The sequence below is a fragment of the uncultured Streptococcus sp. genome (assembly GCF_963545685.1).
Taxonomy (GTDB): domain Bacteria; phylum Bacillota; class Bacilli; order Lactobacillales; family Streptococcaceae; genus Streptococcus.
Genome location: NZ_CAUUKN010000005.1, coordinates 18842 through 36600, shown reverse-complemented (window position 1 = coordinate 36600; position 17759 = coordinate 18842). Strand labels below are relative to the sequence as shown.

The 17759-nt window shown below is 39.1% G+C and carries 14 protein-coding genes, 1 pseudogene and 1 other annotated feature; of the genes and pseudogenes, 8 read left to right on the top strand and 7 right to left on the bottom strand.

Annotated features, from left to right (window positions below; all coding sequences use genetic code 11):
- Positions 1–85: 85 nt before the first annotated feature.
- Positions 86–3265 (top strand): carbamoyl-phosphate synthase large subunit, encoded by a 3180-nt coding sequence (carB, locus tag RWZ99_RS01925; protein ID WP_314676023.1) that lies wholly within the window; start codon positions 86–88, stop codon positions 3263–3265.
- 435 nt (positions 3266–3700) lie between these two features.
- Here the strand turns inward: carB and RWZ99_RS01920 are convergent, their stop codons facing one another.
- The 3 genes and pseudogenes from RWZ99_RS01920 to RWZ99_RS01910 all read right to left on the bottom strand — a co-directional run bounded on the left by RWZ99_RS01920 (position 3701) and on the right by RWZ99_RS01910 (position 6262).
- Entirely contained in the window at positions 3701–4501 is an 801-nt protein-coding gene (locus tag RWZ99_RS01920) for an alpha/beta hydrolase (RefSeq protein ID WP_314676021.1), read from the bottom strand.
- A 32-nt stretch (positions 4502–4533) separates the two neighbouring features.
- Positions 4534–4977 (bottom strand): GNAT family N-acetyltransferase, encoded by a 444-nt coding sequence (locus RWZ99_RS01915; protein WP_314676020.1) that lies wholly within the window; start codon positions 4975–4977, stop codon positions 4534–4536.
- 9 nt (positions 4978–4986) lie between these two features.
- A pseudogene (locus RWZ99_RS01910) lies at positions 4987–6262 on the bottom strand (DUF2130 domain-containing protein).
- A 573-nt stretch (positions 6263–6835) separates the two neighbouring features.
- Here RWZ99_RS01910 and RWZ99_RS01905 point away from each other — a divergent pair.
- From RWZ99_RS01905 to rplL, 6 genes are all read left to right on the top strand, one after another.
- Positions 6836–7591 carry a class I SAM-dependent methyltransferase gene (locus RWZ99_RS01905; protein ID WP_314676019.1) on the top strand — a complete coding sequence of 252 codons (756 nt, stop codon included), beginning with the start codon at positions 6836–6838 and terminating at the stop codon, positions 7589–7591.
- Positions 7592–7655: 64 nt separating this feature from the next.
- Entirely contained in the window at positions 7656–8909 is a 1254-nt protein-coding gene (locus RWZ99_RS01900) for an efflux RND transporter periplasmic adaptor subunit (protein WP_314676017.1), read from the top strand.
- Between the two features lie 10 nt (positions 8910–8919).
- Positions 8920–9606 carry an ABC transporter ATP-binding protein gene (locus RWZ99_RS01895; protein ID WP_399555997.1) on the top strand — a complete coding sequence of 229 codons (687 nt, stop codon included), beginning with the start codon at positions 8920–8922 and terminating at the stop codon, positions 9604–9606.
- Between the two features lie 9 nt (positions 9607–9615).
- Positions 9616–10824, top strand: a complete 1209-nt coding sequence (locus RWZ99_RS01890) for an ABC transporter permease (protein ID WP_314676014.1) — start codon at positions 9616–9618, stop codon at positions 10822–10824.
- A gap of 123 nt (positions 10825–10947) precedes the next feature.
- Positions 10948–11083: a sequence feature (ribosomal protein L10 leader region), on the top strand.
- 31 nt (positions 11084–11114) lie between these two features.
- On the top strand, positions 11115–11618 hold the full coding sequence (rplJ, locus tag RWZ99_RS01885) for a 50S ribosomal protein L10 (RefSeq protein ID WP_003095623.1): 504 nt from the start codon (positions 11115–11117) through the stop codon (positions 11616–11618).
- 74 nt (positions 11619–11692) lie between these two features.
- Positions 11693–12061, top strand: a complete 369-nt coding sequence (gene rplL, locus RWZ99_RS01880; RefSeq protein WP_314676012.1) for a 50S ribosomal protein L7/L12 — start codon at positions 11693–11695, stop codon at positions 12059–12061.
- Between the two features lie 139 nt (positions 12062–12200).
- Here rplL and RWZ99_RS01875 read toward each other — a convergent pair whose 3' ends face one another.
- Positions 12201–12824: a hypothetical protein gene (locus RWZ99_RS01875; RefSeq protein ID WP_014634043.1), complete on the bottom strand. Its 624-nt coding sequence runs from the start codon at positions 12822–12824 to the stop codon at positions 12201–12203.
- Between the two features lie 80 nt (positions 12825–12904).
- Positions 12905–14158 carry a hypothetical protein gene (locus RWZ99_RS01870; RefSeq protein WP_270537034.1) on the bottom strand — a complete coding sequence of 418 codons (1254 nt, stop codon included), beginning with the start codon at positions 14156–14158 and terminating at the stop codon, positions 12905–12907.
- A gap of 688 nt (positions 14159–14846) precedes the next feature.
- Here RWZ99_RS01870 and RWZ99_RS01865 point away from each other — a divergent pair.
- Positions 14847–15413 carry a transcriptional regulator gene (locus RWZ99_RS01865; RefSeq protein WP_314676011.1) on the top strand — a complete coding sequence of 189 codons (567 nt, stop codon included), beginning with the start codon at positions 14847–14849 and terminating at the stop codon, positions 15411–15413.
- A gap of 239 nt (positions 15414–15652) precedes the next feature.
- Here the strand turns inward: RWZ99_RS01865 and RWZ99_RS01860 are convergent, their stop codons facing one another.
- Entirely contained in the window at positions 15653–16960 is a 1308-nt protein-coding gene (locus tag RWZ99_RS01860; protein ID WP_270537032.1) for a GHKL domain-containing protein, read from the bottom strand.
- Between the two features lie 9 nt (positions 16961–16969).
- Complete coding sequence (locus RWZ99_RS01855) at positions 16970–17713, bottom strand: response regulator transcription factor (RefSeq protein WP_270537031.1); 744 nt, start codon at positions 17711–17713, stop codon at positions 16970–16972.
- Positions 17714–17759: the final 46 nt, after the last annotated feature.

Here is a 17759-nt window from a genome sequence, read left to right as displayed (position 1 = left end):
TTTAGAACAATCGTTTTGGATGCTGGCATCCTGCAACGATTGCCTAAAATTCTAACGCTTTCTGGTCGTCCTTTGTATCTTAAATATGCCTAAACGTTCTGATATTAAAAAAATTATGGTTATCGGGTCTGGTCCTATCATCATTGGTCAGGCTGCTGAGTTCGACTACGCTGGTACGCAAGCTTGCTTGGCTTTGAAAGAAGAAGGCTACAGTGTTGTTCTTGTTAACTCTAACCCTGCGACTATCATGACTGATAAAGAAATCGCAGACAAGGTTTACATTGAGCCAATTACGCTTGAGTTTGTCACACGTATTCTTCGTAAAGAGCGTCCTGATGCTCTCTTGCCAACACTTGGTGGACAGACTGGTTTGAATATGGCAATGGAATTGTCAAAAGCTGGTATTCTTGATGAGCTTGGAGTAGAGCTTTTGGGAACAAAATTGTCTGCCATTGACCAAGCCGAAGACCGTGACCTTTTCAAACAATTGATGGAAGATTTGGAGCAACCAATTCCAGAATCAGAAATTGTAAATACAGTTGAGGAGGCAGTTGCCTTTGCGTCAGAGATTGGCTACCCAGTTATCGTTCGTCCAGCCTTTACCCTTGGTGGTACTGGTGGTGGTATGTGTGCCAACGAAGAAGAGCTTCGTGAAATCGCTGAAAATGGATTGAAATTGTCACCAGTAACACAATGTTTGATTGAGCGTTCTATCGCTGGTTTCAAAGAAATCGAATACGAAGTTATGCGTGATGCCGCAGATAATGCTCTTGTGGTATGTAACATGGAAAACTTTGACCCAGTTGGTATCCACACAGGGGACTCAATCGTATTTGCTCCAACGCAAACCTTGTCAGATATTGAAAACCAAATGCTTCGTGATGCTAGCTTGAAGATTATCCGTGCCCTTAAAATTGAGGGTGGCTGTAACGTTCAATTGGCGCTTGACCCACATAGCTTCAAGTATTATGTTATTGAAGTAAACCCTCGTGTATCACGTTCATCAGCCCTTGCCTCAAAAGCAACTGGTTACCCAATCGCTAAATTGGCAGCTAAGATTGCTGTCGGTTTGACACTTGATGAAATGATTAACCCAGTCACTGGTACAACTTACGCCATGTTTGAACCAGCCCTTGACTATGTGGTTGCTAAGATTCCACGTTTCCCATTTGATAAATTTGAACACGGTGAACGTCGTCTTGGTACTCAGATGAAAGCGACAGGTGAAGTTATGGCTATCGGTCGTAACATTGAAGAGTCCCTTCTTAAAGCATGTCGTTCCCTTGAAATCGGAGTTTACCACAATGAAATTCTAGAGCTTGCCGAAGTAACAGACGATGCCTTGGTTGAAAAAGTTGTCAAAGCTCAAGACGACCGCCTTTTCTATATTTCTGAAGCTATCCGTCGTGGTTATACTATTGAAGAATTATCAGAGTTGACTAAGATTGATATCTTCTTCCTTGATAAATTGCTCCACATCTTCGAATTAGAACAAGAATTGGCTACTCACGTAGGCGATGTTGATGTTTTGAAAGAAGCTAAACGTAATGGTTTCTCTGATCGTAAGATTGCGGATCTTTGGAATCAAACAGCTGACCAAGTACGTGCGACACGTTTGGAAAATAACATTGTTCCTGTTTACAAGATGGTTGATACGTGTGCGGCTGAGTTTGAATCATCAACACCATATTTCTACTCAACTTACGAGTGGGAAAATGAGTCAATCAAATCTGATAAAGAATCAGTCATCGTTCTTGGGTCAGGTCCTATCCGTATCGGACAAGGGGTTGAGTTCGACTATGCGACAGTTCACTCTGTAAAAGCTATCCAAGCTGCTGGCTACGAAGCCATCATCATGAACTCTAACCCTGAGACAGTTTCAACAGACTTCTCAGTGTCAGATAAACTCTACTTTGAACCATTGACCTTTGAAGACGTGATGAACGTTATTGAATTGGAACAACCTAAGGGTGTGGTGGTTCAGTTTGGTGGTCAAACAGCCATCAACTTGGCAGAGCCATTGTCTAAAGCAGGTGTGAAAATCTTGGGTACACAGGTTGCTGACCTTGACCGTGCAGAAGACCGTGACCTCTTCGAACAGGCCCTTAAAGATCTCGACATTCCACAACCACCAGGACAAACAGCGACAAATGAAGAAGAAGCAGTTGAAGCAGCTCGTAAGATTGGCTTCCCAGTTCTTGTTCGTCCATCATACGTTTTGGGTGGACGTGCTATGGAGATCGTTGAAAATGAAGATGACCTTCGTTCTTACATGCGCACAGCCGTTAAGGCAAGTCCAGACCACCCAGTCCTTGTTGATAGCTATATCATTGGACGTGAGTGTGAAGTGGATGCCATCTCTGATGGTAAGGATGTCTTGATTCCAGGTATTATGGAACACATCGAACGTGCAGGGGTTCACTCAGGGGACTCAATGGCGGTATATCCACCACAAACTCTTTCTAAGAAAATCCAAGAGACTATCGCTGATTACACGAAACGTTTGGCTATCGGTCTTAACTGTATCGGTATGATGAACATCCAGTTCGTTATTAAGGACGAAACGGTCTATGTTATCGAGGTTAACCCACGTGCCAGCCGTACGGTACCATTCTTGTCTAAGGTGACTGATATCCCAATGGCTCAAGTTGCTACAAACTTGATTCTTGGTAAATCATTGGCTGAGCAAGGTTACAAAGACGGTCTTTACCCAGAAAGTAGCCATGTCCATGTCAAAGCACCAGTCTTCTCATTCACAAAATTGGCTAAGGTAGATAGCCTCCTTGGACCTGAAATGAAATCAACTGGTGAAGTTATGGGTACAGATGCAACGCTTGAAAAAGCCCTTTACAAAGCCTTTGAAGCCTCCTACCTCCACTTGCCAACCTTTGGTAACGTCATCTTCACCATTCATGATGACACCAAAGAAGAAGCTCTTGGCTTGGCCCGTCGTTTCGATGCTATCGGTTATGGTATCTACGCAACTGAAGGAACAGCTAAGTTCTTGAATGAACACGGGGTTCACGCAACGCTTGTTAACAAGTTGGGTGAAAATGATGACAATGACATTCCAGCCCTCGTTCGTACAGGTAAAGCACAAGCTATTATCAATACAGTTGGTAACAAACGTACTTATGATGAAGATGGAGCGGCTATCCGTAGCTCAGCTATTGAGGCAGGAATTCCACTCTTCACAGCCCTTGATACAGCAGATGCTATGGTGCGTGTGCTTGAAAGCCGCAGCTTTACAACAGAAGCTATCTAAACATAATATTGAGTCTCAGCTTTGCTGGGGCTTTTATTGAAGACTAAGTTTTCTTTTGAGACTTTCCTTGGGTGATGGTGGACGTCAGCGACCTTCTGCGAAGTTCCATGACTAAGTTTTGAGCCGGATGTCTCAAAACTTCCGAACGCCTGAAACTAATCGCTTCAGGCGTTTTTATCACTTAGGAAAGTCTCGGTGTAAGCTTACTAGCTTCTTCGTAAAATCTATTTCATATTTTAAATAGTATAATGATGTTCTGAGTCTGGGACAAAAGTCCTAGACTCTCAATTATCTTTGGATTGTCGAGCAAGACGCAGTGGTTGAGTGGGCTCTACTACGCTGATTTTATCAGCTTTTACAGCCCTACTCAACTGTGCGGAGGTGGGACGACGAAATCGAATTCTAACGAATTACCGATTTCTGTCCCACTCTCTTTTAGTGTAAAAATCCACAAACAATCTCTTGAAATGACTTATTTTCTTCATACAGAGCATGACCTGAATGCTTAAGAATAATGAGCTGACAATCCAAAATCCCTTTTGCCAGTTCTTTGAATCCCTTCACACCGATCACATCATCTTCAAGCGCACCAAGGACCAAGGTCGGGCATTGAATTTCTTTTAAGACCTCAAGACTATCGTGTTCAAGGCACGACTGAGACTGAATAGCAATTCGTTTCTCATCTTTGATTCGCCCCAAGCAACCCATGATGTTCGAAAGAAAGCGCCACTTTGGATAGCTCTCTTGCGTATAAGAATGATAGGCGATATCCAGCATGAGGTCTCTAAAATTTCCAGATTGAGCGAGTTTTTGCCAATGTTCAATTCGCTCTCTAGCAAGTTGACTCGGTCTAGCTGTTGTCACGGCTAGGATGAGCTTTTGAACCTTCTCAGGGAAATCAACTGCCAACCATTGGGCAATCATTCCACCTTGTGAAATCCCCATAACATCAGCACTAGTAATATTCAATACTTCCATTGATTCCGCTACATCGGCTGCCATATCCCGTGTCGTATAGCCCTGTCTCAGCTCATTGATCCGAGAAAAAACATAGATTTTGTAATGTTTAGCAAGTAATCGATACGAGAGAGAAAAGAGCTGGGCCTTTCCTTTAACCGTCTGCAACCCATCCCCCAAGCCTGGTATGATCACTAATGGTTGCTTACCTTTACCAAATGTTACATAGTCCATGCTCTTATTGTTAAAATATAAGGTTTTCCCTTTTGTTGAAGACATTACTTCGTTTCCTATACTATTTTTTTCATGATTTATTTATGTTGAGTTTTTAAATGCAAAGCAAAGCCGGCAGTCACTTTTTCAAATCCAACCGCCTGATAAAACTGATGTGCAGCATTTCGTTCAGCAGTTAATCCACTATTTAGAGCCAGTGCCTTAACTCCTTCTTTTACCGCTTGTTTTTTCAACTCATCGATTAGTCTACTAGCAATTCCTTGTCGTCTTGTTTCTTTTTTAACTGACAAAGCTAAAATACGATAGTAAAATCCATCTGCTTCAAAAAAGAAGAGCTTTGCATAACCTAAGAAACCTAAAATTTCTCCGTTTCTTTCAGCTAAAAGACAGCCATAATGCGGCTGAGAGAGAATCATTTCTAAACGTCGAGCCAGCTTAGAAGCGGTCGTTGGATAGCCCAAGTCTTCGTATAGAGACAATAAGGCTTCAGCATCTTTCATGGTTGCTTTTCGTATCTGCATAGGAGCCTCCTAGTCTTCCTTCAAGGCGTCAAACTTAGCCTTCATGGTTGGATTCTTCCGAGTCAATTTTTTAACGGAAACATCATCCAACTTATTGTTTGCAAGGCGGAGTTGGTTTTCAGATGTTGTTAGGAATTTCTTGACCTCTTCCATTCGTTTGATGGCCTTGTCGATTTCGTCGATAGCCTTACCGAAGTTAACAGAAGTGGAATTGTAGTTCTTAGCAAAGGCCACCTTGAATGCATCTAGGTCTTCCTCAAAATGAGTAATGTCAATATTTTGTTCACGGACAAGCGCCAATTCCTGCTTGTATTTAAGAGAGTTGAGAGCCGCATTGCGCAAGAGACCAATGATTTGGATAAAGAACTGAGGACGGACCACATACATCTTCTCATACTCGTGGCTAACATCGACAATCCCTGTGTTAAAGTAGTCGTTATCGGCTTCAAGCATACTTACCAAAACCGCATATTCACAGTTCTTTTCACGACGGTCCTTGTCCAATTCCTTGTAGAAATCAGCATTCTTATGTTTTTTCTCAGTGCCGTCGGCTTCATTCTTCATCTCAAACCTAATAGAGATGATCTCTACTCCATTTTCATCGCATTCGCGGAAAATAAAGTCTCCTTTAGACCCACGCGCAGAGACCTTATTATCCTTTTCAAAATAAGCATTTGGAAAGGCGAAACTACGAACCTTGTTGAACTCGCTCTCCGCAAACTGCTCTAAACTTTCCCCTATAGCTTTAGTCGATTGTTGGGCCTTGAAGTTCTTGTAGAACTCAACTTGTTCATTGGCCGCCTTAAGCTGGGCCTCATAGTTTTGTTTGACAGAAGCTAGAGAAAGTTCATTTTCCTTTTCTTGTAGAAGGAGCCGATTTTTGACCTGATCCCGTTCTTTCTCTAGATCAGACAAAGTCTTTTGTAATTGGTTCTCGTGTTCCAAGCGCAAGGTGGCCAACTGATTCTCTAGTGTCTGAACTTCTTTTTCTTTCTCTAGCAGACTTTGGCTAGCGGTTTGCTCCACCTCTTTTTTTGGCCAATTCTTTTTCGGTATCAAACTGTTGAATCTGATTTTGTAACTGGGCAATTTCTTGGTCCTTTTTTGCTAACTTCTCTTGTTGCTCATTAAGGGCTTTTTGCTCAGCTAAAGCCAACTCTTGCCGAATCCGCTTATGAATTTCCTTGTCAAACTCCGCTGTCCGTACTTGGGACAAGAGCTCGCTGTATTGACTTTCATTGACTGTAAAGACTTCCCCACAGTTGGGGTACTTGATTTCGTTCAAAGTATGCCTCTTTCTCTATTCTTAGTATATTATATCATGCCACCACTAAAATCAAAACCAGCAAACGAAGCTTGCTCCACTATTTCCCTTCGCAATAAGGTTTATAACAGGGATAGTAGACATAAGAGCATTTGAGGAAGCGGAAGGCTTACTATTGAAACTTCCCGTCGTGAGAAAAGCAGCAGAAACAGATTTGTTTCTGCTGCTCGGTAGATTTGGGACGGAAGTCTCAAATCTAAGGTATGGAATCCCAAAGGGAGTCGCTACCGTCCGTCCTCACCTAAGGGAAGGTTAATAAAAAGGCAAAGAGAGTGAGTGGGGCAAAAGTCCTAGTCTATAAATTGTCTTTGGATTGTCGAGCAAGACGCAGTGGTTGAGTGGACTCTACTACGCTGATTTTATCAGCTTTTACAGCCCTACTCAACTGTGCGGAGGTGGGACGACGAAATCGAATTCTAACGAATTACCGATTTCTGTCCCACTCTCTTTTTCTTACACGAATGTAAGCTAAGAAGTTAATAATGAAAGCTTAGACTATGGTTTTGTTTCCTAAGATTCTGCTATACTAGAAACATGATTATTACGACATCTTTACGTGAAAACGAGTCCTTAATTGCGTGTGCCCAAGAATTAGCTAGGCAACTGGGGGCTGACTATCAGCCTCGGCGCAAGTTGTCTTTATCCAAATGTCTGGAACGATTTGGACCTTTCTATCTTCTATATAAGGACAGATTGTCTTTTGTCAATGCAGATGCCAGTGAGTTGACCTTTCATCCAGATACGGCTGTCCTTCGCATTAGGGCTCCACATGATGCCTTAATTAGTCTTTTGGGGCAATCTCCCAAGTCTATTCTTGACACGACCATGGGTCTGGCTTCAGATAGTCTAGTGATGGCAGCAGTGGGAAATAGGGTGACAGCCCTTGAGAGTCAAGAAGTGATTTTTCAGGTGGTTTCTCGTGGTCTGGCAACTTACCAGACAGATGACAAGTGGCTTGAAAAGGCCATGCGGTCTATTAAGACTGTAAAGAGTGATAGTTTATCCTTTTTGAAATCTCAGGCTAATCATTCTTTTGATATCGTCTATGCTGACCCTATGTTTTCAGAGACCATAAAGGAATCAGAAAATCTACATGCTATCAAACCTCTGGCCAATGGCAGTCGCCTAACGCGAGAATGGCTCGATGAGGCTAAACGTGTTGGCCGAGAAAGAATTATCATCAAGGCGCATTTTCGTGACCCTGTTTTTGAGGAACTTGGTTTTGAACGTCAGGTTCGTCCCAATCAAAAGTTGCACTATGGTCTCATGGATTTAAGAGACGGTTATTGACACTGAAATTTAAAAGTATTACAATTGTTCTATCTATGTAGTACAAAAAAGAAAAGAGAGATTTATGCGAAAGAAAATTAGTCCAAAGTTATTTAAAAATAAAAAAAGAGTTTGGATCATTGGAGGAATTGGCTTTCTTGTCCTTTTGGTTTTAGGCTTTAACCTTTTTGGAGGAGGGGGTCAAGATGATAAGGCGGCAGAAAGTCCTACAGCGAGTAAGGTAACAAAGGGGCAACTGGCCTCGTCCACTCTTCTAACTGGTATGGTGAAGGCCGAATCGGAACAGTACGTTTATTTTGACAATACTATTGGACGAAATGCCTCTGTGACAGTCTATGTTGGTGAGGAAGTTAGTGTTGGTCAGCAATTGGTCCAATACGACAGTACCTCAGCTCAAGCAGCCTATGATACGGCTAGTCGTGCCTACAATAAGGCCGTTCGGGACCGTAATTATTTCCAACAGTATGGCACAGCTCCGTCGGCTTCAACGCAAACAAATAGTGATTCGGATGAGGATAATTCGACAGATGCAGTGACAGCTCAACAGCGTCAGCAAACTGAGGCAAGTAATTACCAAACCTTGCAAGACTATAATGATGCTATTGCTAATGCAGCATCAGAGCTAGAAAAGGCGCAAGATGTTCTCAACCAAACAGTCATTGTTTCGGATGTTAATGGAACAGTCGTAGAAGTTGCGGACTCTGTGGACCCTGCTTCGAAAGAGAGCCAAACCCTAGTTCATGTGACAAGTGAAGGCCAATTTGAGATTCAAGGGACCTTAACAGAATATGACATTCCAAATATTTCAGTAGGTCAAAAGGTCAAGATTACTTCTAAAGTATACCCAGATCAAACGTGGACAGGTAAAGTCAGCTATGTTTCCAATTATCCTAAGCAAAATGCCAGTCAGTCAACGGGGGCATCTGGAAATTCAGGTCAGTCAGGTTCCCAGTATGAATATAAGGTTCAATTGACCAGTCCTATCGGCAAACTTAAGCAAGGTTTTAATGTATCTCTTGAAGTGACAAAGGATGATGATGCCTTGTTGGTTCCTGTAACGGCTGTGAGCAAGAAAGGCTCTGACAACTATGTCTGGGTTTACGATGATGAGACTCAGAAAATCAAGCAAGTCAAGGTCAAACTTGGTAATGCAGATGCCAAGCAACAAGAAATTGCATTGGGGCTTAAAGAAGGTCAAAAGGTTATCACCAAGGCCAAAAAATCCTTTAAGGACGGCGAGACCCTAAAGGATGTGACGGATGCTGATAGCAAAAAATCAAAAGACACTAGCGGAGAAGAGGTGAAGTCTAGTGACTAAGCCAGCGCTTATGGTTTTAAAAGGCATCACCAAGTCCTTCAAAAATGGTCAAGAGTCCTTGCAGGTACTCAAGGGTATCGATTTATCTGTTGAAGAAGGTGACTTTGTGGCTATCATGGGTCCTTCTGGTTCAGGAAAATCAACTCTCATGAATATTATCGGACTCCTTGATCAACCGACTACAGGTTCTTATCAACTTGAGGGAGAAGCGGTGGCTGAGCTCTCCGAAAATCGCTTAGCTAAGGTACGAAATAACCAGATTGGCTTTATCTTTCAACAATTTTTTCTATTGCCAAAGTTAAGTGCCCAAAAGAACGTAGAGCTTCCCTTGATTTACGCAGGGAAATCTCCACGTGAACGCAAACAAAGGGCACAACAATTTTTGGAAAAAGTCGGTTTGTCAGACCGTAGCCATCACCTACCATCAGAGCTCTCTGGTGGACAAAAGCAGAGAGTGGCTATTGCGCGTGCCCTGTCTAATGACCCAGCAATCATTTTGGCGGACGAGCCTACGGGTGCTCTTGATACCAAGACAGGGATGCAGATTATGGAGCTCTTAACCCAGCTAAATCGTGAAGGAAAAACTATCATTATGGTTACCCATGAGCCAGAGATTGCGGACTATGCCCGACGTAAGATTGTCATCCGTGATGGGGAGATTACCCAGGATACGACTGATAGCGTTCGGATTGACTAGGAGGTAAGAATGGAAAATTGGAAATTTGCTCTTAGTTCTATCCGTTCACACAAGATGAGGTCCTTTTTGACCATGTTGGGAATTATCATTGGTGTTGCTGCGGTAGTACTTATCATGGGTCTAGGAAATGGGATGCGTCAGAGTGTTACCGATAGTGTGACCGGTGATAAGGATACTGTTCAAGTCTACTATGAAGCCAAGGGTGAGGAGCTAGATCCTGCTTATGCAGATTTGGCACAACCTACCAAACCGGTTAAAGAAGTTTGGCTAGAGCAAGTGGCCAAGCAGACGCCTGGTATCGATAGTTATTTTGTGACCAACAGCCTAACGTCCTCTATCTCCCTCCAAAAAAAGACTGTGAAGAATGTTAATATCACAGGTGCCAGCCAGGGCTACTTTAAAGCTAAAAAGTTAGAGATGTTGACAGGACGTTCTTTGCAAGACAATGATTACAAAAACTTTTCGCGCGTCATTGTCATTGATCAGATGGTAGCTAAAAAACTCTTTGAGACCAATGAGGATGCCCTTAATCAAGTGGTTACTATTGGGAACAATGATTATCGTGTGATTGGTGTTTATAAGAATAAAGACACAGCAATTGGTGCCTATGGTGAAATTGGGACAGCTCTTGTGGCCAATACCCAGTTAGCAGCTGAGAATAATACTGATGCTATTGGTCAGATTTTTTTCCATGTGACCGATGTGAAAAATAGTAGCAGTGTCGCAAAGGATGCCGCTAAACGCTTGACCCAGTTGTCCCAAGATGACAATGGAGAGTACAAGGCGGCAGATATGAGTTCAGCCTTAGATCAGGTGAACACGATCTTTGGAACCATTACCACTGTTGTCGGTGCTATTGCTGGGATTTCATTATTAGTTGGTGGAATCGGTGTTATGAATATCATGCTGGTTTCGGTAACTGAGCGGACACGAGAGATTGGTCTTCGAAAAGCTTTAGGCGCCACACGTCGTAAAATCTTGACTCAGTTTTTGATTGAATCGATGGTCCTTACCATCTTGGGTGGTTTGATTGGTCTAGGTTTTGCGGCCCTTGTAGTTGGACCAATTGGGAGTGCAATGGATCTTAAAGCGACGGTCTCTCTTGGCGTAGCCATGGGAAGCATAGCCTTCTCAGCAGGCGTAGGAATCATTTTTGGCCTCCTGCCAGCTAATAAGGCTTCAAAACTCGACCCTATCGAAGCTCTTAGATATGATTAGAAAAGACCTCTTGAAATCTTTGGATTTTAAGAGGTTTTATGGTGTTCAAAAAAAGATAGAGAAAAAATCAAAAAAAGTTGTATTTTTTTCTTGACGTCTGATTTAGGTCATGGTATTATATATGAGGTTTGAAAAAACTGACCTAAGACAGTTGGGGAGCTAGACTCGTAAACATCCAACCGAGGCACAAAACGTAACTATTTTTTGTAACGTATTGTACTTTCGTGTCTAGGTTTAGGTACGATTTTTTTGTGCCTAGCCCAAAAATAAAAACGGAGGTAAAACTACTAATGAGTGAAGCTATTATTGCTAAGAAAGCTGAACAGGTTGCTATCGTCGCTGAGAAAATGAAAGCAGCAGCATCTATCGTTGTTGTTGACTCTCGTGGACTTACAGTTGACCAAGATACAGTTCTTCGTCGTAATCTTCGTGAATCAGGCGTTGAATTTAAAGTTATCAAAAACTCTATCTTGAGCCGTGCAGCTGAAGAAGCAGGTCTTGAAGACCTTAAAGAACTTTTCGTTGGACCATCTGCAGTAGCATTTTCAAACGAAGATGTTATCGCACCAGCAAAAGTTATTAGCGAATTTGCTAAAGACGCAGAAGCTCTTGAAATCAAAGGTGGTGTTGTTGACGGTGCGTTCACTTCAGTCGAAGAAATCAACGCTCTTGCATCACTTCCAAACAAAGAAGGTATGCTTTCTATGCTCCTTTCTGTACTTCAAGCGCCAGTGCGCAACGTTGCATACGCTGTCAAAGCGGTTGCAGAAAGCAAAGAAGACGGTGCTGCGTAAGCCCATCTTCACAACTCGTAGCCTAAGCTACGTTTAAAACATTATATTAAAAAACACATTTGGAGGAAATCACAATGGCATTGAACATTGAAAACATTATTGCTGAAATTAAAGAAGCTTCAATCCTTGAATTGAACGACCTTGTAAAAGCTATCGAAGAAGAATTTGGTGTAACTGCAGCTGCTCCTGTAGCTGTTGCTGCAGCTGGTGCTGCTGACGCTGGTGCTGCTAAAGATTCATTCGACGTTGAATTGACATCTGCAGGCGACAAAAAAGTTGGCGTTATCAAAGTTGTACGTGAAATCACAGGCGAAGGTCTTAAAGAAGCTAAAGCTATCGTTGACGGTGCACCATCAGTTATTAAAGAAGGTGTTGCTGCAGCTGAAGCTGAAGAAATCAAAGCTAAACTTGAAGAAGCTGGAGCTTCAGTTACTCTTAAATAATAGTCATATAGCTATTTAATTGCGGAATCCTACTATACCGGTTTTTTATTGCGATAAGCGATTATGAGAAACTGTTTGAATTAATAGGTTCCCTACCAAAAAAACTGCCAAATTTATTTTTGGCAGTTTTTTTGTTTTTCTATTTTAGATTGGTTTTGTTTATCATATCCTCTACTATGAGATTGAAATATGAACGCTTTTTTTGATTTATTGTCTTTTCGCTTGAAATAATTAAAGCATATATGAATAGATTGTCTCCTACATCATAATTTATATCTGATACTCGCATTTTTTTACTATATTGGAGTTTGACTGTGAAGTCAAAATTGTCCTTAACAATAAGTTCAATCCAATTAGAATTATTTTTTTCGAATTTATGAATGACTTTTCCGTATACATAACATTTTGCGTATGATTTGGGATGTGAGAATCCTAATTTCTTTTGATTATCAAAAAAGTGCTCAGATAGTTCACTTTGCGATTCAGAAATTGAATCAATTATGATAAATTGATCAACACCTCCAAAACTATTTTGTTTATTTTCAATATGTGCTGTAATTATCACATATTGATTTTTACTAATATAAAATATTTTTGGATCATATCTAAATGTTAAGTAAGTATGTCTTAGTCCAGCGCCATTTCGAATAAATAATTTTAAGTAAGAGCAATCCTCATTATGTTCGATATTTATGATTTTTCCTCTTGCAATAACTGTATTTCTTCTCCTATTTTTTATTTGGGAATTGACATGATTCATCATTTATTATCTCCTTATTTTCAATTTTTCTAAATATATTATGTTTGATATTAGTCGTAGAAAAAATACGAGAACTAACCTTTTTATAAATTTTCATTTTCAATAGTCAATTCTTCACAATGAAAATCTGATTCATTATCAGTTTTAGCATCATATCCAAATAGCTGAGTAGGAGGTGGATCACGTCTTTCTCCCTCTAAGTAATCTCGTTCGTGTTGTGCAAGTTTTTCATTTAATTCTGTATCATGACGAATAATATTATAACGTTCGTATTTTTTAGAACCAAATGTTTCAGACAGTTTTTGTTTAAATATATTCCATAGGTTCTCTTTATTTTTTAGTAAATATGTTTTGAAGCAACTTTCGGCTAGATCGATACTCTCTTGCAGAATATTAATTGATTTCTTTAAAAAAGTATTTTCCTCGCTTAATTCTTTATTTTTCTTTTTAATTTTAGTAATCTCTTCAAGATTTGCTTTTTTCATCTGAATTTCAATGTCTAACTCTTGTTTAGTTCTCAAAATCTCTGACAGCTCCTTTTTATTTTTCTCTGCTTCAGATTTAGCATTTTCAGCCCACATCTTTTTCTCCTCAATTTTTTGATCTAAGTTTTTAAGTTTTGTAGTTCGTTTGTAAATCTCAGTATCCAGATGGTTAGCTATTGTTTTAGATTTGCCACTTTCTTGAACTTGTAATCCATGATTTCTAGCTGTTGTTCGAAGTAGTTCGCGTTGAGCTGCTTGCCATCTCGTCTGTGCTGTTACTAAATCCTTATTTTTTTTAGAACCTGTTGTGTAGTAGCCCATTTCTTTGAGAGCACCTTCTTGGCTGACTTGAATGCTTAAGCCTCTTTTATTTTGTCGTTTAACTAAGATGAAATCAACATGAAGGTGAGGGGCAGAACCAGGTTCATCTGCATGGAAATAGGCACCGAACACGACGGCATTAGGATTATTTTTTTTGAATTGTTTTAAAAAATCTGTGAGAATTTTTTCTGATTTAGTGATTGTGGGATGATGGTTAACATTTCCTATGGTAAAAATTGCCTCATGGCTGGTTGCAGGATTGCGATTGGGATCACGCTTATAAGCTGAAAGTACTTTCGTATGATAGTCTATAATTTGTCTATCAGACCGAGTTTGTTTCGCATTATAGTCAAGAACAGCCTGTCCGAAAATTTTATAATAAGCCTGTTTGATGGGCCTATCCTCTATAATTTTAAAATATCCATCTGGGTCTATATGATCCTCTGAGTTGGTTATGTTGCGATTACGAATATTATGATCACGACTCATCTTTTTTCCAAAGTGAGCTGAAATAGTATATGCATTGTCCATACCTTTCTCCTTTATTTATTAATTATGTCTGATAAGTTGAAAATAAAAAAAGATTATGATGATTTTTTTAGGAGATGATGGAGACAGTCAGCAGAGTTTGACGCTGCTTATAACACAATATATATAATGACAGAGTCATTATTATTGTGGTCTTGCAGACGGCTAGGATTGCATCCTCTTTTTCCAAAAGTATTTGGAAAAATTCACCTCTCTGTTGGCAAAGGTAAGTTTTTTTCTAAATTAAAAAAGAAATAAAAAAAGAGATTGGGAGAATCTCGCCTTTATATCTATATTTAAGTGATTGTGAAGAGGTTTTATCAATACGTCAATTGACACGTATATAAACTGGAAGATTAGATATATTTGAGGCTGGTATGGAAAGCAGTACTAAAAGAGTAAATACTTCTCAAGAATCTATCTATATACTCTATATCATATCTTTAAACTCAGTTACTAAAGTAAAGGGGAGCGACATGGTATAGGTTTGTCTGCTGTTGGAGAGATTTTAGGGAGGTATCCTAATTGTTCTTTGTCAATACGATTTAAAGACTATCATTTAAAATAGATGCTAAAAATAGAAGATGTTGTCCTTTTATGACGAAAAAACTACAGTTTATGACTTCAATGAAACTTTAGTTGTCTTTGTATTATACTAATCTTGTAAATCATAAGAAAAGGAACGTCAATCATGAAAACAACAACTAAACTCATTGGTATCCTATCAGCTCTTATTGTAGTTATCCTCGCTATCTTCTTAGTGACTAAGTTTAATAGTCATGAGTCGGCACGTGTTAGCTCAAGTAGTAGCTCAGTCAGGACGGTTAAGAAATCATCTTCAAGCTCAAGTAAAGCTGTTAAGAAGGATAAGAAAGCAGCTCAATCATCATCTTCAGCAGTTTCAAGTAAAGAAAATGACAACCAGGCTTCAGCAGTAGTACCTAAAGCTTCTTCTCAAGAACAAGCTCAAGCAGGTACCACAGATGGTGGGCAAGTGGCTGAAGCAACAACACCAGCTTCTCAAGTTGGAGGAGTTGAAGGTGGTCGAGGTGCTTGGACAGCAACTTCTGGAACATTGACACTTGATGAGGAAACACCTGTATATGCTGCACCAGATAAAGATAGCGGAGCAGTTTCTACACTTCCTGCCGGAGATGTTGATTGGGATAAATATGAAATTTTACCTGATGGAAACTGGTATAGTTTTGTCAAAGATGGGCAACGTTATTATATTTCATATTCAGATGTAGGGCATTGATAAATGATTAAGAAGTCTTTATAAACCACTTTTCAAGTCTATCAAGGCTTTAAGAAAAACATGAAATAAAAAAGACAGTAACTATTCTGAAGTTACTGTCTTATTTTGGTCTTACGAAAACCACTAGCTATGCTAGTGGTCCCAAAAATTATTAAGCTATGTAGCAAAAAATACTAGAAACAGACTATTCAAATGCAAAACCTAAGTCGATTAAAGAGGTTAAAGTTAAAAGTTGAGACTTACTTACAAAATCTGATAGTTTGAGAAAAGAGATGATTTGCACTACGAGTGGTAATCGTAGATTTAGGGTATTTTTCCAATACGCTATTTACATTATGTAAACCAAGGCCTCTTCCTTCCCCTTTACTAGAGTACCCCCTAGCAAAAATATGACTAACATCCACTTTTTCTGATTTTATACTATTTTCAACGATAAGTACCAATGAATCATCATTATTTATGAAAACAACAGTCATTCTAGGACTTGTGGCTTTAATGGTGGCTTCAATGGCATTATCACAAAGGACAGAAAGAACAGTTATGAAATCTAGTAATTCTATCCTAAAATTACTAACAGGTTCTTCAATCTCAACAGAAATTGAAATTCCCCTATTTTGTGCCTCAAGTAATTTAGCGGAAAGAATACTTTTGATAGCATCATTCTTAATATTACTAAGTTTAGCAATATCAAACTTACTATCATAGAATTGGTTTGCACTATCTCTAAGTACGCCATTGTAAACAGTTTTAATAGCTTCAATATCTTGATTATCAATTCCTAATTTTAGACTGGTCAAAATATTAATGTAGTCATGACGGAAACTTCTAATTTCCTCATAAAGTGATTCAACATGATGGCTATAGATAGCTAGTTCATTTAGTTGAGTATCTTTTTGATCAATAATTTCCTTCTCTAGTTTTTCTTTTGAAATTGCATTGAGATAGAGTAGCATTACAAAAAACAGAACAATATAAAAGTTATTAATATGTCCTCTCCAGTTATCTGCATCAGCTAATTTGTCTCTATAAATAACAAGTATAGAAACTAAGAGCATATATACAAACATAGAGATGTTGGTCAGTAATAATAAATACTTGAAATAGTAACGCTTGAAACCTTCTTTTATTTCGTTAAAATCTAACCTAAGAGATTTTACTATGAGTAAATGAAGAGGGAAAACCAGTAATTCAATTAAGATATCATACCAACTTAGTTTGACTTCATTGAAGACTGAGACTCCTAGTAGAGGGAAAACGTAGAATCCTAACATTCTACCTAGCAAGCTTTCAACGATAACGGGGTACAAGCCATAAAAAATATCAAGTGTTTTACTACCATACTTATTTTGATATATGTTATAAGCAATAAAGATAAAAAAGAAAGCAAAGTACCCAACAGGAGGACATATGATGAGGAGTAGAACATACAAAAATGGACCAATAATACACCACAAAGGTTTGATTGGTTGGTTACTAACCTGTTGAAACAGTAACAATGCTACCAATATCTTAGAATAGAACAGCAATAAATTTATAACTATATCCATAGAAACACCTTAGCTTTTCAGAGATTTAACTTTTTCTAGGAGGCCCTTATATTTCGTACGCGAAATGGGACATTCATTATTATTTTCAAACATTACCACTTTATCTTCTTTATTGATCCTAACGATATTTTCAGGATTAACGATAAATGAACGATGGCATCGAAATAGGCGGTCATCAGCTCGTTCAACTTCTGAAATACTGGCGTAGAACTCCATGCGTTCTTCTTTAGTATGCAAAATAACTTTATGTATTGTTGGAGACGTTTCAAAAAATAAGATATTGTTAAAAGGCACTTGAACATGGGCCGTAGCTGTTTCAAAAGTAAAAGAATCTTGGGCAATAGTGGCACCCATTTTATCCATGGTATATTCAATTGTTAAAAGAACACGTTCATAAAACTCTTCATCATCCAAAGCTTTATCAATAAAATCTAGTGCAGCAACTCTATATTTAAATGTGACTGGCATAAATTCTGAATGTGTTGTTACAAAAACAATTGTTGCATTAGGGTCTTTTTTCCGAATTTCTTTTGCAATGTCTAGCCCCTTTTTTTCTTCTCCTTTAATTTCAATATCTAAAAAGAAAAGTTGATGAGAACCTCTTTCGGTAATCGCATCAAGTAGCTGGCTAGGTTTTCCAAAAATCTCAGGTCCTTTACATTTTAGAGATTTTTTTGCAATAACATCCTTAATAACGGTCTCTATCCGTGTTTGTTGTAAAAATTCGTCTTCTAAAATAAAAATATTTAACAATTAGTGTACTCCTCATTCGCTAAAATATTTAGTAACTGTGTTTTAT

Excerpts from the sequence above, each read along its gene's own strand:
- carB (WP_314676023.1), top strand. The coding sequence starts at position 86 with ATGCCTAAACGTTCTGATATTAAAAAAATTATGGTTATCGGGTCTGGT.
- RWZ99_RS01920 (WP_314676021.1), bottom strand. The coding sequence starts at position 4,501 with ATGTCTTCAACAAAAGGGAAAACCTTATATTTTAACAATAAGAGCATG.
- RWZ99_RS01915 (WP_314676020.1), bottom strand. The coding sequence starts at position 4,977 with ATGCAGATACGAAAAGCAACCATGAAAGATGCTGAAGCCTTATTGTCT.
- RWZ99_RS01905 (WP_314676019.1), top strand. The coding sequence starts at position 6,836 with ATGATTATTACGACATCTTTACGTGAAAACGAGTCCTTAATTGCGTGT.
- RWZ99_RS01900 (WP_314676017.1), top strand. The coding sequence starts at position 7,656 with ATGCGAAAGAAAATTAGTCCAAAGTTATTTAAAAATAAAAAAAGAGTT.
- RWZ99_RS01895 (WP_399555997.1), top strand. The coding sequence starts at position 8,920 with ATGGTTTTAAAAGGCATCACCAAGTCCTTCAAAAATGGTCAAGAGTCC.
- RWZ99_RS01890 (WP_314676014.1), top strand. The coding sequence starts at position 9,616 with ATGGAAAATTGGAAATTTGCTCTTAGTTCTATCCGTTCACACAAGATG.
- rplJ (WP_003095623.1), top strand. The coding sequence starts at position 11,115 with ATGAGTGAAGCTATTATTGCTAAGAAAGCTGAACAGGTTGCTATCGTC.
- rplL (WP_314676012.1), top strand. The coding sequence starts at position 11,693 with ATGGCATTGAACATTGAAAACATTATTGCTGAAATTAAAGAAGCTTCA.
- RWZ99_RS01875 (WP_014634043.1), bottom strand. The coding sequence starts at position 12,824 with ATGATGAATCATGTCAATTCCCAAATAAAAAATAGGAGAAGAAATACA.
- RWZ99_RS01870 (WP_270537034.1), bottom strand. The coding sequence starts at position 14,158 with ATGGACAATGCATATACTATTTCAGCTCACTTTGGAAAAAAGATGAGT.
- RWZ99_RS01865 (WP_314676011.1), top strand. The coding sequence starts at position 14,847 with ATGAAAACAACAACTAAACTCATTGGTATCCTATCAGCTCTTATTGTA.
- RWZ99_RS01860 (WP_270537032.1), bottom strand. The coding sequence starts at position 16,960 with ATGGATATAGTTATAAATTTATTGCTGTTCTATTCTAAGATATTGGTA.